Origin of the sequence: Streptomyces sp. NPDC050528, from assembly GCF_044457795.1 — a bacterium.
Lineage (GTDB): Bacteria > Actinomycetota > Actinomycetes > Streptomycetales > Streptomycetaceae > Streptomyces.
Genome location: NZ_JBITHH010000009.1, coordinates 425,518 through 441,318, shown reverse-complemented (window position 1 = coordinate 441,318; position 15,801 = coordinate 425,518). Strand labels below are relative to the sequence as shown.

Sequence of the window (15,801 nt, the reverse complement as noted above, 5' to 3'; positions counted from 1 at the left end):
GTCGGTGCGGCGGCCGGACGGACGGCCGGGGCAGCGGGTCGTGGGGCACCACCCACGGCCTGCTGCTTTTTGGCGGGTCGGAACGGCGCGGTGCCGTCTCCCGCTCCATCGCCCCCTGCGGCGGTTCCGGTGACGTCGACGTGGCCGTGTGGGCGGCCACTGCCGTCGGCTCCGAATGCTGTGACCGGGAACATCGACCAGCGTGCTTCGATCAGCGACGATCTTGCCGTAGAGGGGACAACACACACCATTCCTCTCGCCGATTCGATATATTTCTTTCGGCAAGCAATTTGATGGAGGGAAGTCGGTGACCTCACGGCCTGGAGCTGACTTGGTCGGTCGCGCGGCCGAGCTGGAGCTGATCGACTCGCTCTCGGCCGGGTGCGACGCGGATCGCCCCGGCCTGCTGCTGCGTGGCGGCCCCGGGGTGGGGAAGACCGCGCTGCTGGATGTCGCCGCGGCACGGGCCGTGGCGGCCGGAACGCGGGTACTGCGTGCCTCCGCCGCGGAGTTCGAGGCCGAGATGGACTACTCGGCGCTCCATCAGTTGCTGTACCCCCTGCGCCGGCACGCCGAGCGGCTCGCGGGTCACCACCGTGACGTGGTCGACCGGATCTTCGGTCTGGCGCCGGGGCTGCCGCCGGATCCGCTGGCCGCAGCGACCGCGGTACTCGCCCTGCTCGGCGAAGTCGCCGTCGAACGGCCGTTGTTGATGGTCGCCGACGATGTGCCGGGGATGGACCGGGCCAGCGCGACCGCGCTGGGTTTCGTCGTCCGCAGGATCGGCGGCCACCCGATCGGTTTCCTGGGTGCCGCACGGACCCGGGGGGACGGTATGTGCGGCCAACTCGACCTGGCCGTGCGGGAGATCGAGCCGTTGGCCGAGCCGGAGGCGGTCGAGTTACTGGACGGCCGATGGCCCGAGTTGGGGCCGTCGGTACGGCGGCGGGTGCTGGCCGAGGCTGCGGGGAACCCGCTCGCGCTGCGGGAGTTGCCGAAGGAACTGAGCAGTCGGCAGCGCTCGGGTCACCTCCCGCTTCCCGCGCTCCTGCCCCTGTCCGGGCGACTGGAGGCGGCCTTCGCCTCTGCCGTCGGAGGACTGCCCGCGCCGACCCGAACTGCCCTTCTCATGGCCGCACTTGACCCCGGGATCGGCCGGGCCGTGATCCGGCGGGCCGCTGGGGAGGCCGAGGGCTCCGATGCCCTCGCCCCGGCGCGGGAAGCGGATCTGCTCCAGGTCGACGCGCGCGCCGACCGCATCACCTTTCGTCATCGGCTGACCCGGGCCGCGATCGTGCACTTGGCGTGCCCCGGCGAACGCCGTCGCGCCCACCTCGCCCTCGCCGCCGCCCTGACCGACGTACCCGAGCGTCGGGCGTGGCACCTGGCCGAGGCCGCGACCGGGCCCGACGAGACGCTGGCCCGGGCGCTGGACGAAACGGCCCTGGCCGCCTGGCGGCACGGCGAGCCGGGCCTCTCCGACCGGCCGCGCGGTGCCGCGTCCGCCGCCGTGGCCGCGCTCGTCCGGGCCGGTGAACTCAGCCCGCACCCGGGCGACCGCTCCCGCCGCCTGGTCGAGGCCGCCTACCTCGCGACGTTCACCGGCCAACTCGACCACGTACCAAGGCTGTTGGCCGACGCCGGACACGGCGACGGCACACCGACCGGACTCGCCTTCGCCGCCACCGCCCACCTCCTCACCCACGACGAGGGCGACATCGACGCCGCCCACCGCCTGCTGACCCGGGCGCTCGACGACAACGCTGCCACCGCCACGGCCGACGACTGGCACCACTACGGCACCCTGTACGCGCTGCTGCTCGTCAGCCTCTACGCGCTGCGCCCCGAGCCGTGGCAGCTCCTCAAGACCGCGCTGGACCGGTTCGAACCGACCGCGATGACATCGATCAGGCTGTGCTACGAGGCGTACGTCGACCCCACCACCGCCTCCGACGCGGTGCGCAAGGGCCTTGCCGACGCCTTCGCGCAGCTGCCCGCCGACCCGGCACCCTGGGAACTGATCCCCCTGGCCTTCGCCGCGGTCGCGATGGACGCCCTGTCGGACCACCGGTACGTGGTCGCCCGCATGATCGAACGGGAGCGGGACGGCGGCGCGATCGCCATGGTCGTCCCCGCGTTGATGCTGCTCTGCCACGACTCCTACGTCCACGGCCGGTGGGACGAGGGCGAACGCCTGGCACAGGAGGGGCTGGAGCTGGCGGCGGCCCACGGCTACCGCTTCTGGGGGCGGCAGATCCGGGCCCTGCTGGCATCGGGCGCGGCACTGCGCGGCGACGCGGACCTCGCTCGGACCCGCAGCGAGGAGGCCACCACCTGGGCCGCGCCCCGCGGTATCGAGGTCACGGAGGCTTACGCCCGCGCGGCCCGCCACCTCGCGGCCATGGGACAGGGCGACTACGAGGAGGCCTACGTCCAAGTGGGCCGGATCGATCCCTCCGGCGCGCCGAACGCCGGCATCCCGGGCCGGTGGCTCGTCCTGAACCTGGTCGAGGCGGCGGTCCGCACCGGCCGTATCGACGAGGCCCGCGAGCAGGTCGCCGCCGCGCGGACGGCGGGCATCCGGCGGATCTCCTCACGCACCGCGCTGATCTGCGCCGGAGCCGAGGCCGTGGCCGCCGACGAGCACGGCGCCGGACCCCTGTTCGAAGCGGCCCTCGCCCTGCCCCACGCGGCCCGGTGGCCGTGGGAACACGCGCGCATCCAGCTCGCCTACGGACAGTGGCTGCGCCGCACCCGCGACCACCACGCCCGCCGCTATCTGAGCGCGGCCCTCGAAACCTTCGACCGGATCGGCGCGACGGCCATGGCCCAGCGGGCCCGCAACGAACTGCGCGCCACCGGCGTCGTCACCCCCAGCGGACCCGCCGCACCGGCGGCCGCGCTGACCGTGCAGGAACGGCAGATCGCAGAGTTGGCCGCCGTCGGCCTCACCAACCGGCAGATCGGCGAGCGGCTGTTCCTCTCCCACCGCACGGTCGGCTCCCATCTGCACCGGCTGTACCCCAAGCTCGGCATCACCTCGCGCGCCGCGCTCCGCGCCGCCCTGGAGGCGATGTCGTCCGGTGCCACGGCGCGGTCCGCGGGCCCGGCGGTACCGTAGAACGAGCCCTTCTGATCAGTGAGCCGGAGAAGACATTGGTCGACAAGGAGATCCGAGCCCTCGCGACCGTGCTGCTCGACCGCGTCGGGGAACTGGCGAAGGAGATGGCGGCGCGGATCCGCACCGGCTCACGGGAGTACCACTACGACGCGGTACCCGAGGAGGACCTGGAGGAGGCCTGCCGGACCCATGTGAGCAACGCGCTCCAGGCGCTCACCGGACAGGTGCCGCTGGACACCGAGGCCGCCGCCGACATCGGCCGCCGACGCGCCCGGCAGAACGTGCCGCTGCCCACCGTGATGACGGCGTACCGCGTCGGAGTGAAGTACTTCTGGGAGGTCGTGGTCGCCGAGGCCACCACAACCGCCTTGGTGGGCAACGACGTTCTGGTCGCGGCCGCCACCGCCATGTGGGAGATCCAGGACGGCATCACCGAGGCCATGGTCTCCGGATACCACGACGCGGTGGCCCAACGGCTCCTCGCCGGCGACCAGGAACGCTCGGCACTGGTGGAGGCCCTGCTGGAGGGCCGGAGCATGGACGCCGACGCCGTCTGGTCCGCGGCGGAGGTGCTGCGCGTGCCGCGCGACGGTCCGTTCACCGTGGTCGCCGCGGAGGTGCCGCGGATCGGCCGGCGGGCCCTGCCGGACATCGCGGCCGTGCTCACCCGGCGCGGCATCCGGTCCGCCTGGCGACTGCGCCCCGACCTCGAACTGGGCATCGTGCACCTGCGCACCCCGCGCGACCTGCCCGACCTGGTCGAGGCGTTGCGGGACCACGCCGAACGACGCGTGGGCGTGAGTCCCTCCTACGACGACCTCAACCGCACCGGCGACGCCCTGCGCTTCGCCAAGGTCGCCCTGCGCGGCGGCGACGCCGGCAGCACCGCCGTGACCGTCTTCGACGACTCACCGCTCGCGGTCGCCACCGCCGGCGCCCCCGACGTCATGGCCCGCGTCGCCACCAAGGTCCTCGGCCCCGTCGAGGCCCTGCCCGCCGACGAACGCGCCCTGTTGCTCGACACGTTGGACGTCTGGTTCGCCTGCGGCGGCTCCGCCGAGGAGGCCGCCAAGAAGCTCTACGTCCACCCCAACACCGTCCGCACCCGCCTGCGCCGCATCACCGAACACACGGGCCGCTCCCTCACCGACCCCCGAGGCATCACCGAACTCGCCCTCGCCCTGCGCGCCGTACGGCAGACTCCGAGGCCCCCGACCCCGGAGCCGACCGACGGCACACGCAAGCCCTAGGCGGCGGTACCGCCCGCGTAGTCGCTCTTGAACGTGGTCTCGATGGTGGTGGCGACGGACTGGGCCACTCCCGTGCCGGTGAGGATGATGCCCAACTCCCTGTTGTTGGAGAGCGAGTTGCTGCTGATGTTCATCGAACCCGCCTCCACCTCCTGGGTGGACAGACCGTAGTCGGCGACCATGGCCTTGGCGTGGATGTAGAAGCCGTCGGGGTCGGAGTACCCGACGACCGTGCCGCCCGCCGCCTTGATCGCGGACACCTCGCTGGAGTAGTCGCCCGGGGTCTCCAGCACCACCCGCACGGTCACACCCGCCTTCGCTCTGGCCACGATCGCGTTGACCACCGTGCTGTCGCTGAACTCCAGCTCCTCGACGTCCAGGGTCGTGGTGGCCGCGTTGATCACGGTCAGCAGCCGGGCGCGGGAGTCGGTGGGGGACCAGAGCAGATGGTCGCCGTCGGTCGGGGTGATCGAGGTGCCGGCGTAGTCCGCGTTGAACACCTTCTCGATCGCGGCGACATCACGGGTGTCGTCGGTGAAGACGCCGTAGTCCCGGCCGGTCGAGTAGTACTGCGAGGTCAGGTTGCCGGTCAGGACAAGGGACTTGGTGGCATCCACGGTGATCGTCTTCTGGTGCGTGTAGACGAAGCTGGACGGCGACCACACGACACCCACGCCCGCGTTCGTCAGCGCCGTGTACGCCGAGCTGTTGGCGGACTGGTGCGCGCGGTCCAGGACCACGCGTACGGTGACGCCCTTCTTCTCCAGGGCGATCAGGTCGTTGACGGCCGTGGTGTCCTCCAGCTCGTACATCGTCATGTCGAGCGAGGAGGTGGCCGAGTTGATGAAGTCGTAGATGGTCGGCTGAGTGGTGCCCGCCTGCGAGAAGGCGAAGGCGGTGTACGTCGCGGCGTTGGCGGGGACAGCCGTGACGAAGAGCGTGGCGCCGGCTGCCAGCGCGACACCCGCGCGGCCGAGGAACGTCCTCAACATGCGTGACTCCTAGTCGAGTTGATGCCCACGTGGGGGGTGGCGGGCAGGTGCATGACACCACGCGCGTAGAACGCGGTGGAAGGGAAGCCGGGTGAACTCACGATTACCGACCACGAGTTCAGCTGGACAAAGGGGACTCCACGCAGGTGGGACCCGGTTCATGGGGTCCCCGCGAGTTAGCAAAAACTTCGTAGCAGGTGGATTCCGGGTCAACTGCGGCGCCCTGTAAGGGGCGCGGGGAACTGCGCGCCCAGCCACAACGGCGCGGCAGCCAAACGACGGCATATCGGGCTACTACCAGCGGAGCGCCTAGGCTGCGCACCGACTCACGCATCAACACCAGGAGCGCCCCCGTGCCCAACCCCCCATACCCCGACGCCCACCACCCCGACGAGCAACCCGCACCCCACCCCCTCCTCACCCCGGTCCTCGCCCTCCTGGGCAACTGGCAAGGCCAGGGCAAGGGCGAATACCCCACCATCGACGGCGACTTCACCTACGCCCAGGACGTCACCTTCACCCACGACGGCCGCCCCTTCCTGCACTACGAGGCCCGCGCCTGGATCCTTAACGCCGACGGCACACCACTCCGCCCGGCCGCCCGCGAGAGCGGCTGGTGGCGCCTGCAACCCGACGGCCGGGTCGAGGCACTCATCACCCAGCCCACCGGCATCGCGGAGATCCTCACCGGAACCGCCGCCGACGGCACGATCGACCTGACCACCCACGAGATCGCCCTCACCCCCACCGCCAAGAACGTCACCGCCACCCGCCGCCGCTACACCCTGACCGACGAAGCCACACTCGCCTTCACCCACGACCTGGAAGCCGTGGGACAACCGCTGCAACACCACCTCGCGGCGCGGCTCCACCGCACGGACTGAAGTGAACTGATCAGCAAGCCTGTTCACAGCGTTGCTTTCCGAATATCCGATCGTTGATCTCCTCATGCAGTGAGCGGTGCCCGAGCGGCATGGAGGCGTGGATCGACAGTGGTGCCCGGCGGCCTCCCGTGGGCAGGCGAACGGAGAGCCCTGTGCGCATGAGTGACCTTCAACGGTGCGAGATCCGGCCCGGCCGACTCGTCGAGTGGACGCTGCACCCGACGGCCGTAGGAGCGGCGCGGGCGCTCCCGGACGACGCGCGGCCACCGGCGTACGTGCAGGAGTCCCACATCCGGACGGCGCGCACGGTCCGCGAGGACGGGCTGTTCGTGCCGACCTGGCTCGGCACCGCCTTCGACATGCCGGGCCGGATCGAACTCGACGTCCTGCAAAGCGCGTTGCGGTCCTGGATGCTCCGGCACGAGACGCTGCGCAGCGGCTTCCGCTGGGCCGGTGACGAGATGCGCCGCTTCACCCTGGACGCCGACGCGGTGGCCCTGCACCGCGAGGACGTGGGCGATTTCGCGGACGCGGTGACGCTCACCCGGTACATGCAGGACCGTTTCGATGTGGCGGCCGACGCGCTCACCTGGCCCAACTTCCTCTTCGCGGCGGTCGTCCGCGACGACGGCACGAGCGTGTACCTCGCCTTCGACCACAGCAACGTCGACGCCTACTCCCTCCACCGCATCGCGGGCGAGGTGCACGAGCTGTACGCGGCCGGCCTCGCCGGGAAGGACGTCGAGTCGGCGCCCGTCGCCAGTTACATCGACTTCTGCGCGGGCGAGCGCACGGACGCCGACCAGATCGACGACACGCACACCGTCGTCTCCCGCTGGCGCGAGTTCATCGCCCGCTGCGACGGCAAACTGCCGAACTTCCCCGTCGACCTCGGCCTCGACCCCGAAGGCCCGCTGCCCACCCAGAAGTTCCTCCAGGAGATGCTCGTCGACGAAACCGACGCCGCGGCCTTCGAGGCGTACTGCCGTCCCCACGGCGGAAGCCTCGTCGGCATCCTGGCGGCCGTCGCCCTCGCCGCCCGCGAGATCAGCGGCCTCGACGTGTACCGCACCGTCGTTCCCTTCCACACCCGGGCCAAGTCGCGCTGGGCCGACTCGGTCGGCTGGTACGTGGGCGGCGCTCCGATCGAGATCCCCGTCCAGCACGCCACCGACTTCGACCACGCCCTGCGCATGGTCCGCGCCACCCTCCGCGAGAACCGTCCGCTGGCCCGCATGCCCATCGCCCGCGTCCTGCGCCTGCTGGGCGCCGACTTCCGGCCCACGTCCCCCGACCTGTACTCGATCGTCTCCTACGTCGACTCGCGCGCCCTGCCCGGTTCGGAGCGCTGGCAGGAGCTGAAGGCGTACGGACTGATCCGGGTGTCGTACGGCGACCAGGTGTGCGCGTGGGTGACGCGGGTCCACGAGGGCCTGCAGTTCGCGTGCCGCATCCCGGACAACGACATCGCGGACAAGAACATGCGGCTGTGCATGGAGCTCGTGCGGGAGCGGCTCGTCGAGGTGGCCCGGCAGGCCTTGCCCGCGGGGGTCGGTCCCGCCTAGGGGCGAGCGGGGCGCGCGGCACCTCCCCGTACCGACTTGCGCACGCGCGGCACGGCACCGTACCGACCTGCGTACGCGCGCCCCATGTCCGAACAAACATGATGCAGGACCGTTGACCGACCGGACGGACGGGACCTAGGTTCTCTGCAGGCGAAAGCGCTTGCCATACCCCCGCCGTTCATCCGACGCGGCCCGATCGGTCGTGCTCTCGTGCCCTGCCGTCCGTCCGTTCCCCCCACCCTTCGCCGGACGGTGCAACAACTCCTGACCTCAGACAACGATGTCCACGCCCCACTCAGGAGGCATCGCCATGACGCCACCCAGTTTCCGGAGACGAGCTGTCCTCGGCGCCGCTGCGGGCGCCCTGTTCGCCCCCCTTCTCGCCGGCTGTTCCGACGGGGGCGGAGCGAGCACGGCGGCAGGCGGGAAAGTGACACTCACCTTCGCCTGGTGGGGCAACGACGACCGTGCGCAACGCACCAACGCCGCCGTGGCCCTCTTCGAGAAACGCCACCCGAACATCACGGTCCGCACCTCCTTCGCCGGCTACCCGGCGTACGTGCAGAAGCTCGCCACCCAGGCGGCGGGCGGCGACCTCCCCGACGTGGCCCAGCTCGACTACCGCCAGATATCCCAGTACGCGGGCAGCGGAACCCTCCTCGACCTCGGCCCCTACGTCAGGAACGGCACGCTCCGGACGGCCGACTTCGACAAGACCCTGACCCGCACCGGCGTCTACGACGACAAGCAGTACGCCCTCCCCATGGGCAAGGGCACGACCGGCATCGTCTACGACGCCGCCGTCTTCAAGAAGGCCGGAGTCGCGACACCCGAGCCGGGCTGGACCTGGGACGACTGGGCGGATGCCGGCAGGAAGATCAGCGCGCTCGGCATGAAGGGCCCCAACGGGCATGCCTACACCGGCCTTTCGGACCTCGGCGTGAACGAGGACGCCTTCGAGACCTGGTTGCGCGGCAGGGGCAAGGAGTTGTACGCCTCCGAGCACCGACTCGGCTTCACCGCCGACGACTTGACCGACTTCTGGACCTTCACCGACAAGCTGCGCCGCGCGGGCATCGTCTCGACGGCCAGGGACACCGCCCAGGTCGGCGGCCCCGTCGAGGACACCCCGATGGGACGCGGCCTGGCCGCGACCGACTTCAACTGGGACGCCCCCTTCCTCGGCTACCCGCCCCTGCTCGGCGACCAGGTCCACTTCGCGCCCGTCCCCACGACCGACGGCAAGGTGGGCCAGTACTTCAAGCCGACCATGCTCATCGGCGCGGGCGCCGGGACCCAACACCCCAAGGAGGCGGCCGAGTTGATCGACTTCCTGCTCAACGACCCCGCCGCCGGCAAGATCCTCGGCGTCACCCGCTCCACACCCCCCAACGAGAAGATCGCCGAGGAGATAGGCAAGGGCCTGACCGGCCCGGAGAAAGAGGTCTACGACTACGGCCGCACCATCGCCGCCCACGGCACCTCGGCCCCACCCATGGCACCGCCCCGCGGCGACGTCGTCCTCCAGGTCTCCTTCACCCGCGACTACCAGCGCGTCTCCTACGGCATGGAGAGCCCGCGCGGCGCCGCCGAGGAGTACGTCGCCGAGGCGAAGCGGGAGCTGCGATGACCACCACGGCAACCCCACCGCCCCGCACCGCACCCGCCACCGCGACACCACCGGAACACCGCAAGCGCGGTCAACGCGGCGGCCCCGCCTACATCTTCCTCACGCCATGGATCCTCGGAGTCGTCCTCCTGACACTCGCCCCCATGGCCGTGTCGCTGTACCTGTCGTTCACCGACTACAACCTCTTCGACCCGCCCAAGTGGGTCGGACTGCGCAACTACAGCGACATGTTCACCGCGGACCCGAGGTACTGGCGCTCGGTCGGCACCACCCTCCTCTACGTCGTGGTCGCCGTCCCCCTCAAACTCGCCATCGCCCTCGGCGTCGCCCTGCTGCTCAGCAACACCCGCAAGGCCAAAGGCTTTTACCGCTCGGCCTTCTACGCCCCGTCACTGCTCGGCGCGAGCATGGCGGTCGCGCTGGTGTGGCGGGCGCTCTACAACGACGGCGGCACCGTCGACGAACTGCTGTCCTCCATCGGCATCCACACCGGCGGCTGGGTCTCGGACCCGCACCTCGCGGTGTTCGTCGTCGCGCTGCTCTCCGCCTGGCAGTTCGGCGCCCCGATGGTCATCTTCCTCGCCGGGCTCCAGCAGATCCCGGCCGACCTGTACGAGGCCGCCGCACTCGACGGCGCGGGCAAGTGGCGCCGGTTCGTGTCCGTGACCCTGCCCATGCTGTCCCCGGTGGTCTTCTTCAACCTCGTCCTGGAGACCATCCAGTCCTTCCAGGTCTTCACCCCCGCCTTCGCGATCAGCGGCGGCAACGGCGGACCGGCCGACTCGACCGAGTTCTACACGCTCTACCTCTACGAACGAGGCTTCACCGCCTCGCACATGGGCTACGCCTCCGCCATGGCCTGGGTCCTGCTCCTGGCCATCGGCGCGGTCACGCTCGTCCTCTTCAGGACCTCGCGCTCCTGGGTCTTCTACGCCAACGAGGGGGCCTGATGGCCACGACCGTGCCCGACTTGAAGAGCGCCGCCGGCCTCAAGACCGCCGCCGGCCGCACTCGCGCCGCGGCGATCGCGAAACACGTCGGCCTGGTGGCCGTACTCCTCGTCCTGCTCTACCCGTTGGTCTGGCTCCTCGCCACCTCGCTGAAGCCGGCGAACGAGGTCCTCACCAGCCTCAAACTGCTGCCGAGTCACATCGAGTGGTCGAACTACACCACCGCCCTGGACGGAATCAGCGGCGTCTCGATCTCCCGCCTGCTCCTCAACTCCCTGCTGATCAGCGTCGGTTCGGTCATCGGGAACGTCGTCTCCTGCTCCCTCGCCGCCTACGCCTTCGCCCGGCTGCGGTTCCGGATGCGAGGCCCGATGTTCGGCTTCATGATCGCCACGATGATGCTGCCGCACCACGCCGTACTGATCCCGCAGTACATCATCTTCAACAAACTCGGCATGGTGGACACCTATTGGCCGCTGATCCTGCCCAAGTTCCTTGCCACGGAGGCCTTTTTCGTCTTCCTCATCGTCCAGTTCATGCGCGGCCTGCCCCGCGAACTGGACGAGGCCGCCCGCATCGACGGCTGCGGACCGTTCCGCATCTTCTGGTCGGTGGTCCTCCCGCTGACCCGCCCGGCCCTGATCACCACCGCGATCTTCACCTTCATCTGGAGCTGGAACGACTTCTTCACCCAGCTGATCTACCTCTTCGACCCGGAGAAGTTCACGATCACCCTGGCCCTGCGCAACTTCGTCGACCAGTCCAGCACCTCCGCCTACGGCCCGATGTTCGCGATGTCGGTGATCTCGATCGTGCCCATCGTGCTGTTCTTCTTCGCCTTCCAGCGCTACCTGGTGGAGGGCATGGCGACCTCCGGACTGAAGGGCTGACCCGATGAGTTCCCTCGCACCCCAACGCCGGGAACCCGGCGAGCTGTTCGGCCCCCGCTTCACCCTCTTCGCCGACATGCTCGCCGTCGGCCTGGCCGCAGCGGTCGCCTCCCTCCCCCTGATCACGGCTCCTACGGCGTTCGCCGCGGCCTGCGCGGTCCTGCGCCGGTCGATCCGCGAGGACCGGCCGGTGACCATGGGGGAGTACGTCGCCGAGTTCCGCGCCCAGGGACTCCGCCGTGTGCTGCTGGCGGGCGTGACCGTGTTCGCGGCGGTGGCCCTGGTCGTCCTCGACCTGGCGCTTGCGGGGGCGGGCCTCCCCGGCGCCCGTCCGATGTCCTGGGCGCTGATCGCCGTCGCGGTGGCCGGGCTCGTCGTCGCCCTGCGCGGCGCCGCCGATCCGGAGGTGGCACACGGTTGGATCCCGGCCCTGAACCGGGCCGTGACCCGCTCGATGGCGGACCCGGTGGGCTGCGCCCTGATCGCGACGGCGGTCGGACTGTGCGTCGCGTTCCTGTGGATGCTGCCGCTGCTCGCCCTGCTGCTGCCGGGGCCCCTGGCCTTTGCGGTCACGGCGGTCGAGCTACGACGTATCGAGCCTGCCCGCGACGCCGACGCGGCCGTCGGTTCGGGAGGCTGACCGGCGCCTTCGACGCGTGGCGAGATCCCGTCGACCTCTGTCACCGCACCCCCTGGTTGCCTTCCGCACCCCCTCCTACGGTCGAGGGAGAGGCCGGCGAACGCCGGCACCCTCTCTCACGGAAGACGCCACATGCACGTCCAGATTGTTCTGTTCGACGGATTCGACCCGCTCGACGTGGTCGCTCCCTATGAGGTTCTGTACGCCGGTGGTACCGCGTCCGGTGGCGCGGTCACCGTGGAACTGGTCTCGGCCGAAGGGCCCCGGGAGGTGGTGAGCGGTACCGGTGGCCTGAAGTTGCGGGCCACCGCAACGCTCGACCCGGCGCGCTCCGGGCTCGTCCTCGTACCGGGGGCTTCCGGGCGGGTGGGGGAGCCGGGCGAGGTGCCCGACATCGACGCCGGCGGTGAACCGGCGTGGCAGCAGGACGAGTTCATCCCCGTGCTGCTCGGCCGCACCCTGACCACCGAACTGCCGGGTCTGCTGAAGGCCGCGCTGGACAGCCCGCGGATCACTGTCGCCGCGCTGTGCGGCGGCTCGCTGGTCCTTGCCATGGCCGGGCTCATCGAGGGTCGCAACGCCACCACCCATCACCTGGGCCTGGACATGCTCGAAGCCACGGGTGTCAACGCCGTCCACGCCCGCGTCGTCGACGACGGCGACCTGGTCACCGGCGCCGGCGTCACCTCCGGGCTCGACTTGGGCCTCTACCTCCTGGAGCGGGAGATCGGTCCGCGGATCGCCCACGTCGTGGAGGAACTCTTCGCACACGAACGCCGGGGCACCACCTGGCGGGCCCAGGGTCCGACGCCTGCCGCCCTGTGACCGCCCCCCCACCACAAGAAGGAATCACTCATGCCCATCGAAGGCGTCTGGGACCTGACCATCGCCACACCCGTCGGCCGCATCAAGCCCGTCCTCGAACTGAGCCGGGACGGCGCCGAGTTCACCGGAGTCGCGCACGGTGCGGGCGAGGAGGTCCCCCTCCGCGACATCGTCGTCGACGGCGACCGCATCACCTGGAGACAGGCGGTCACCAAGCCGCTGCGGCTGAACCTGACCTTCGCGGTCACCGTCGAGGGCGACACCCTCACCGGCACCTCGAAGGCCGGACGTCTCCCCGCCTCGAAGGTCACCGGCCGACGCCGGGTCACTGGGACGGACTGACCTGTCCGGTCCAGCCGCTCCAGTCGGGGATCGCCTCGCGTGCCTCCCGCCACGCGGACGGGACGCCGCCCGTGCCCGTGCGGGCCGCGACCACACCGCCCGCGATCGCGCAGGTCGTGTCCCGGTCGCCCCACCCGGCCACGGTCTGCCACAACGCCTCGGGCAGATCGTCCAGTTGACCCGCGGCGGACCACAGGGCGAACGGCACGGTGTCCGGAGCGGAGATCAGAGTCCCCGAGCCCAGGACGGACGCCGCGTGCCGTACCGACGTCCGCGCGGAGAAGTTCGCGGCGACCAACAGGCCGGAACGGACGTCGCCGTCCGGCACGTGTGAGGCGACCTCGCGCAGGAACTCGGCCCGGGGCGGGGCCTGTTGACCCGCACCGGCGGCCGCCAGCGCGGCGGCGACCGCCACGGCCACCGCACCCGCGACGGCTTCCGGGTGAGCGTGGGTGGTCAGCGCGGACAGCCGGGCCTGTTCGGCGGCGACCGCCAAGTCGTCCCGGAACCAGGCCCCCAGCGGTGCCACCCGCATCGCGGCGCCGTTGCCGTAGGACCCCTGACCGCCGAACTGCCCGGTGGTGACGGCCTGCCAGTCCTCGCCGTCGCCGATGCGGCGCAGGATGCCGTGCATGGACGGGCCGTAGCCCCGGCTGGGGTCCCGCGCGTACTCGGCGGCGAACTCCCCTGCCAGGGCGTCCGGTTGGACCTCGCCATGAGCCATCAGATGGGCGAACAGGACGAACGCCATGGCCGAGTCGTCCGTCCACAGCCACGGCGCCGGGCGCAGCTCCCGCGCGGCCCACAACTCCTCGGCGTCCTCGTCGGACCGCGTGAACCAGCCGTCACCGAAGGCGTCGCCTGTCACCAGCCCGTCGAGGGAGGCGTGGGCGTGGCGCGGACTGCTCATGGCGGGGCTCCTGTTAATGATCGGCGGGCACCGCACATCGTAGTTAAGGTGCCGGGATGGAACGGATCTTGGTGGTCGGGGCGACAGGCGCGGGCAAGTCGACACTCGCCCGGACGGTCGGCGAGCGGCTCGGCGTGCCGTACCACGAGATGGACGCCCTCTACTTCACCGGTCCCAACTGGACGGTCAACGAAGGCCTGACCGACGACGTCCTGCGCCTCACCTCCGCACCCCGCTGGATCATCGACTCGATCGGCTCGCCCGAAGTCCGCGACCTGCTCTGGGAGAAGGCCGACACGGTCCTCTGGCTGGACTACCCGAGACGCGTGATCATGCCGCGCGTGCTGCGCCGGTCACTCCGGCGCACGGTCACCCGCGAGAGCATCTTCGGGGGAAACAGGGAAACGTGGGCGGGCTGGTTGAGCCGGGAACACCCGGCCTGGTGGGCCTGGTCCCAGCACGCGGGCCGGCGCCGCGAGATCGAGAGCCGTACCAGCGACCCGCGCTTCGTACCGCTCACCACACACCGGTTCGCCCAACCCGCCGACACCGAGGCCTGGTTGGCGTCCTTGGGCTGAAGCTCTCGGCCTGCTCAGAGGAACGGCGTGCCCGCGTCGAGCCCGGACAGCACCCGGCCGTACAGCTCCAGGTTCGTGGTGGGGTTGACGAAGGAATGCAGGTTGAGCGCTTGCAGGTCACGCACCGCACGCTGGACGGGGACCTCCCGGTGGAGGGAGGACGCCCCGGACGCGGAGGCGATGAGGTCCACGGCCTCCTTGCACAGCCGCGCCGCATAGCCGTTCTGCGCCCGGATCCTGGCCCGGTCCGCCTGTGTGTACGGCTCGCCGTTCTCGGGGCCGGCCTCGATCCGGGCGACGAACTCCCGGGCCAGCAACTCGGCACAGGAGATCTTCATCGCCGCCTCGGCGATCTGCAGATGCGTGACGCCCGCCTCGTACTGCCGCTCGTGGAACGTGTACGTGATACCCCGATGGTGGATCCGCTCGGTGAACTCCGCGAGGGCCGCCCGGGCCAGACCCAGCGCGTTCGGCGCCGTCCAGGCACAGAACAGCAGCAGCACCGGCATCCGGTAGAAGGGGTCCTCGGCGTTGGTCTTGGAGGCCACGTGGCCGCGCAGCAAAGGCCCTACGGGCAGCACCCGGTGAGCCGGTACGAACACGTTCCGCGCGACGACGCTGTTGCTGCCGCTCCCCGCCAACCCCGAGACGTACCAGTCGTCGAGGATCTCCAGATCGGACATCGGTACGGCGGTCCACAGCAGCTCGGGCGGACCGCCTGCGGACTCGACCCGGGCCGTCAGCAGATGCCAGTCGGCGTACTGACAGCCGGTGGCGAAGGCCGACGTGCCGTTGACGACATAGCCGCCGCTCGTCGCGACCGCGAGGGCATCCGGGATGAGCGTGCCGCCCACCCGCACGTCCGGACCGGTGAAGATCTCGTCCTGGGCCTCGTCGGAGAAGAGCGCGGCGATGTACGAACAACCGGCCTGGATCAGTGCCATGAACCCGGTCGAACCGCACCCGGCGGCGATCTCGCTCAACACCTCGACCTGCGTACTCAGCGGACTCTGGTAACCCCCGTACCGCCGGGGGACGTTCATCCGGTAGACCCCGGCTTCTGTCAACGCCGCCATCACTTCCCCCGTCACCCTTCTCTCCTGCTCGGTGCGCAACGCGTGCTCGCGGAGGAGAGGTTGGATCGCCCGCACCCGCTCGACGAGGCCGGCATCGGACGGGGGCGTTGATAACGGAGCCATGGACGACCTCCGGTCACGACGGGCC

General features: G+C 70.6%; 14 protein-coding genes. 11 read left to right on the top strand and 3 right to left on the bottom strand.

Going from position 1 to position 15,801, the window contains the following annotated elements; translation table 11 throughout:
• Window positions 1–331 precede the first annotated feature (331 nt).
• A complete protein-coding gene (locus ACIBK4_RS31130; protein WP_398999954.1) occupies window positions 332–3,121 on the top strand; it encodes a LuxR C-terminal-related transcriptional regulator in 2,790 nt (929 codons plus the stop codon).
• A gap of 35 nt (window positions 3,122–3,156) precedes the next feature.
• On the top strand, window positions 3,157–4,371 hold the full coding sequence (locus ACIBK4_RS31125; protein ID WP_398999951.1) for a PucR family transcriptional regulator: 1,215 nt from the start codon (window positions 3,157–3,159) through the stop codon (window positions 4,369–4,371).
• Here the strand turns inward: ACIBK4_RS31125 and ACIBK4_RS31120 are convergent.
• On the bottom strand, window positions 4,368–5,363 hold the full coding sequence (locus ACIBK4_RS31120) for a phospholipase D-like domain-containing protein (protein WP_398999949.1): 996 nt from the start codon (window positions 5,361–5,363) through the stop codon (window positions 4,368–4,370). The genes ACIBK4_RS31125 and ACIBK4_RS31120 overlap by 4 nt on opposite strands.
• A 353-nt stretch (window positions 5,364–5,716) precedes the next feature.
• On the opposite strand from ACIBK4_RS31120, the gene ACIBK4_RS31115 reads away from it, so the two are divergent.
• From ACIBK4_RS31115 to ACIBK4_RS31080, 8 genes are all read left to right on the top strand, one after another.
• Window positions 5,717–6,247 (top strand): FABP family protein, encoded by a 531-nt coding sequence (locus ACIBK4_RS31115; protein ID WP_398999947.1) that lies wholly within the window; start codon window positions 5,717–5,719, stop codon window positions 6,245–6,247.
• 158 nt (window positions 6,248–6,405) lie between these two features.
• The gene (locus ACIBK4_RS31110; protein WP_398999945.1) at window positions 6,406–7,812 is read left to right on the top strand and encodes a condensation domain-containing protein; all 1,407 of its coding nucleotides are present in this window, start codon (window positions 6,406–6,408) and stop codon (window positions 7,810–7,812) included.
• A gap of 310 nt (window positions 7,813–8,122) precedes the next feature.
• Window positions 8,123–9,442, top strand: coding sequence for an ABC transporter substrate-binding protein (locus ACIBK4_RS31105; RefSeq protein ID WP_398999943.1), 1,320 nt, complete (start codon window positions 8,123–8,125; stop codon window positions 9,440–9,442).
• The gene (locus tag ACIBK4_RS31100) at window positions 9,439–10,392 is read left to right on the top strand and encodes a carbohydrate ABC transporter permease (RefSeq protein WP_398999941.1); all 954 of its coding nucleotides are present in this window, start codon (window positions 9,439–9,441) and stop codon (window positions 10,390–10,392) included. Before ACIBK4_RS31105 ends, ACIBK4_RS31100 begins: the two co-directional genes overlap by 4 nt.
• Window positions 10,392–11,282, top strand: coding sequence for a carbohydrate ABC transporter permease (locus ACIBK4_RS31095; protein ID WP_398999939.1), 891 nt, complete (start codon window positions 10,392–10,394; stop codon window positions 11,280–11,282). The genes ACIBK4_RS31100 and ACIBK4_RS31095 overlap by 1 nt, the downstream gene beginning before the upstream one ends.
• A gap of 4 nt (window positions 11,283–11,286) precedes the next feature.
• The gene (locus ACIBK4_RS31090) at window positions 11,287–11,922 is read left to right on the top strand and encodes a hypothetical protein (RefSeq protein WP_398999937.1); all 636 of its coding nucleotides are present in this window, start codon (window positions 11,287–11,289) and stop codon (window positions 11,920–11,922) included.
• A 132-nt stretch (window positions 11,923–12,054) separates the two neighbouring features.
• Complete coding sequence (locus tag ACIBK4_RS31085; RefSeq protein WP_398999935.1) at window positions 12,055–12,747, top strand: DJ-1/PfpI family protein; 693 nt, start codon at window positions 12,055–12,057, stop codon at window positions 12,745–12,747.
• A gap of 30 nt (window positions 12,748–12,777) precedes the next feature.
• Window positions 12,778–13,089 (top strand): hypothetical protein, encoded by a 312-nt coding sequence (locus ACIBK4_RS31080; protein WP_398999933.1) that lies wholly within the window; start codon window positions 12,778–12,780, stop codon window positions 13,087–13,089.
• Here the strand turns inward: ACIBK4_RS31080 and ACIBK4_RS31075 are convergent.
• On the bottom strand, window positions 13,073–13,999 hold the full coding sequence (locus ACIBK4_RS31075) for an ADP-ribosylglycohydrolase family protein (protein WP_398999931.1): 927 nt from the start codon (window positions 13,997–13,999) through the stop codon (window positions 13,073–13,075). The two genes, ACIBK4_RS31080 and ACIBK4_RS31075, sit on opposite strands and share 17 nt — an antisense overlap.
• A 56-nt stretch (window positions 14,000–14,055) precedes the next feature.
• Here ACIBK4_RS31075 and ACIBK4_RS31070 point away from each other — a divergent pair, with 56 nt between their 5' ends.
• Window positions 14,056–14,577 (top strand): adenylate kinase, encoded by a 522-nt coding sequence (locus tag ACIBK4_RS31070; RefSeq protein ID WP_398999929.1) that lies wholly within the window; start codon window positions 14,056–14,058, stop codon window positions 14,575–14,577.
• A gap of 14 nt (window positions 14,578–14,591) precedes the next feature.
• Here ACIBK4_RS31070 and ACIBK4_RS31065 read toward each other — a convergent pair whose 3' ends face one another.
• Window positions 14,592–15,776 (bottom strand): acyl-CoA dehydrogenase family protein, encoded by a 1,185-nt coding sequence (locus tag ACIBK4_RS31065; RefSeq protein ID WP_398999927.1) that lies wholly within the window; start codon window positions 15,774–15,776, stop codon window positions 14,592–14,594.
• Window positions 15,777–15,801 lie beyond the last annotated feature (25 nt).

Excerpts from the sequence above, each read along its gene's own strand:
- ACIBK4_RS31120 (WP_398999949.1), bottom strand. The coding sequence starts at position 5,363 with ATGTTGAGGACGTTCCTCGGCCGCGCGGGTGTCGCGCTGGCAGCCGGC.
- ACIBK4_RS31110 (WP_398999945.1), top strand. The coding sequence starts at position 6,406 with ATGAGTGACCTTCAACGGTGCGAGATCCGGCCCGGCCGACTCGTCGAG.
- ACIBK4_RS31105 (WP_398999943.1), top strand. The coding sequence starts at position 8,123 with ATGACGCCACCCAGTTTCCGGAGACGAGCTGTCCTCGGCGCCGCTGCG.
- ACIBK4_RS31100 (WP_398999941.1), top strand. The coding sequence starts at position 9,439 with ATGACCACCACGGCAACCCCACCGCCCCGCACCGCACCCGCCACCGCG.
- ACIBK4_RS31095 (WP_398999939.1), top strand. The coding sequence starts at position 10,392 with ATGGCCACGACCGTGCCCGACTTGAAGAGCGCCGCCGGCCTCAAGACC.
- ACIBK4_RS31090 (WP_398999937.1), top strand. The coding sequence starts at position 11,287 with ATGAGTTCCCTCGCACCCCAACGCCGGGAACCCGGCGAGCTGTTCGGC.
- ACIBK4_RS31085 (WP_398999935.1), top strand. The coding sequence starts at position 12,055 with ATGCACGTCCAGATTGTTCTGTTCGACGGATTCGACCCGCTCGACGTG.
- ACIBK4_RS31080 (WP_398999933.1), top strand. The coding sequence starts at position 12,778 with ATGCCCATCGAAGGCGTCTGGGACCTGACCATCGCCACACCCGTCGGC.
- ACIBK4_RS31075 (WP_398999931.1), bottom strand. The coding sequence starts at position 13,999 with ATGAGCAGTCCGCGCCACGCCCACGCCTCCCTCGACGGGCTGGTGACA.
- ACIBK4_RS31070 (WP_398999929.1), top strand. The coding sequence starts at position 14,056 with ATGGAACGGATCTTGGTGGTCGGGGCGACAGGCGCGGGCAAGTCGACA.
- ACIBK4_RS31065 (WP_398999927.1), bottom strand. The coding sequence starts at position 15,776 with ATGGCTCCGTTATCAACGCCCCCGTCCGATGCCGGCCTCGTCGAGCGG.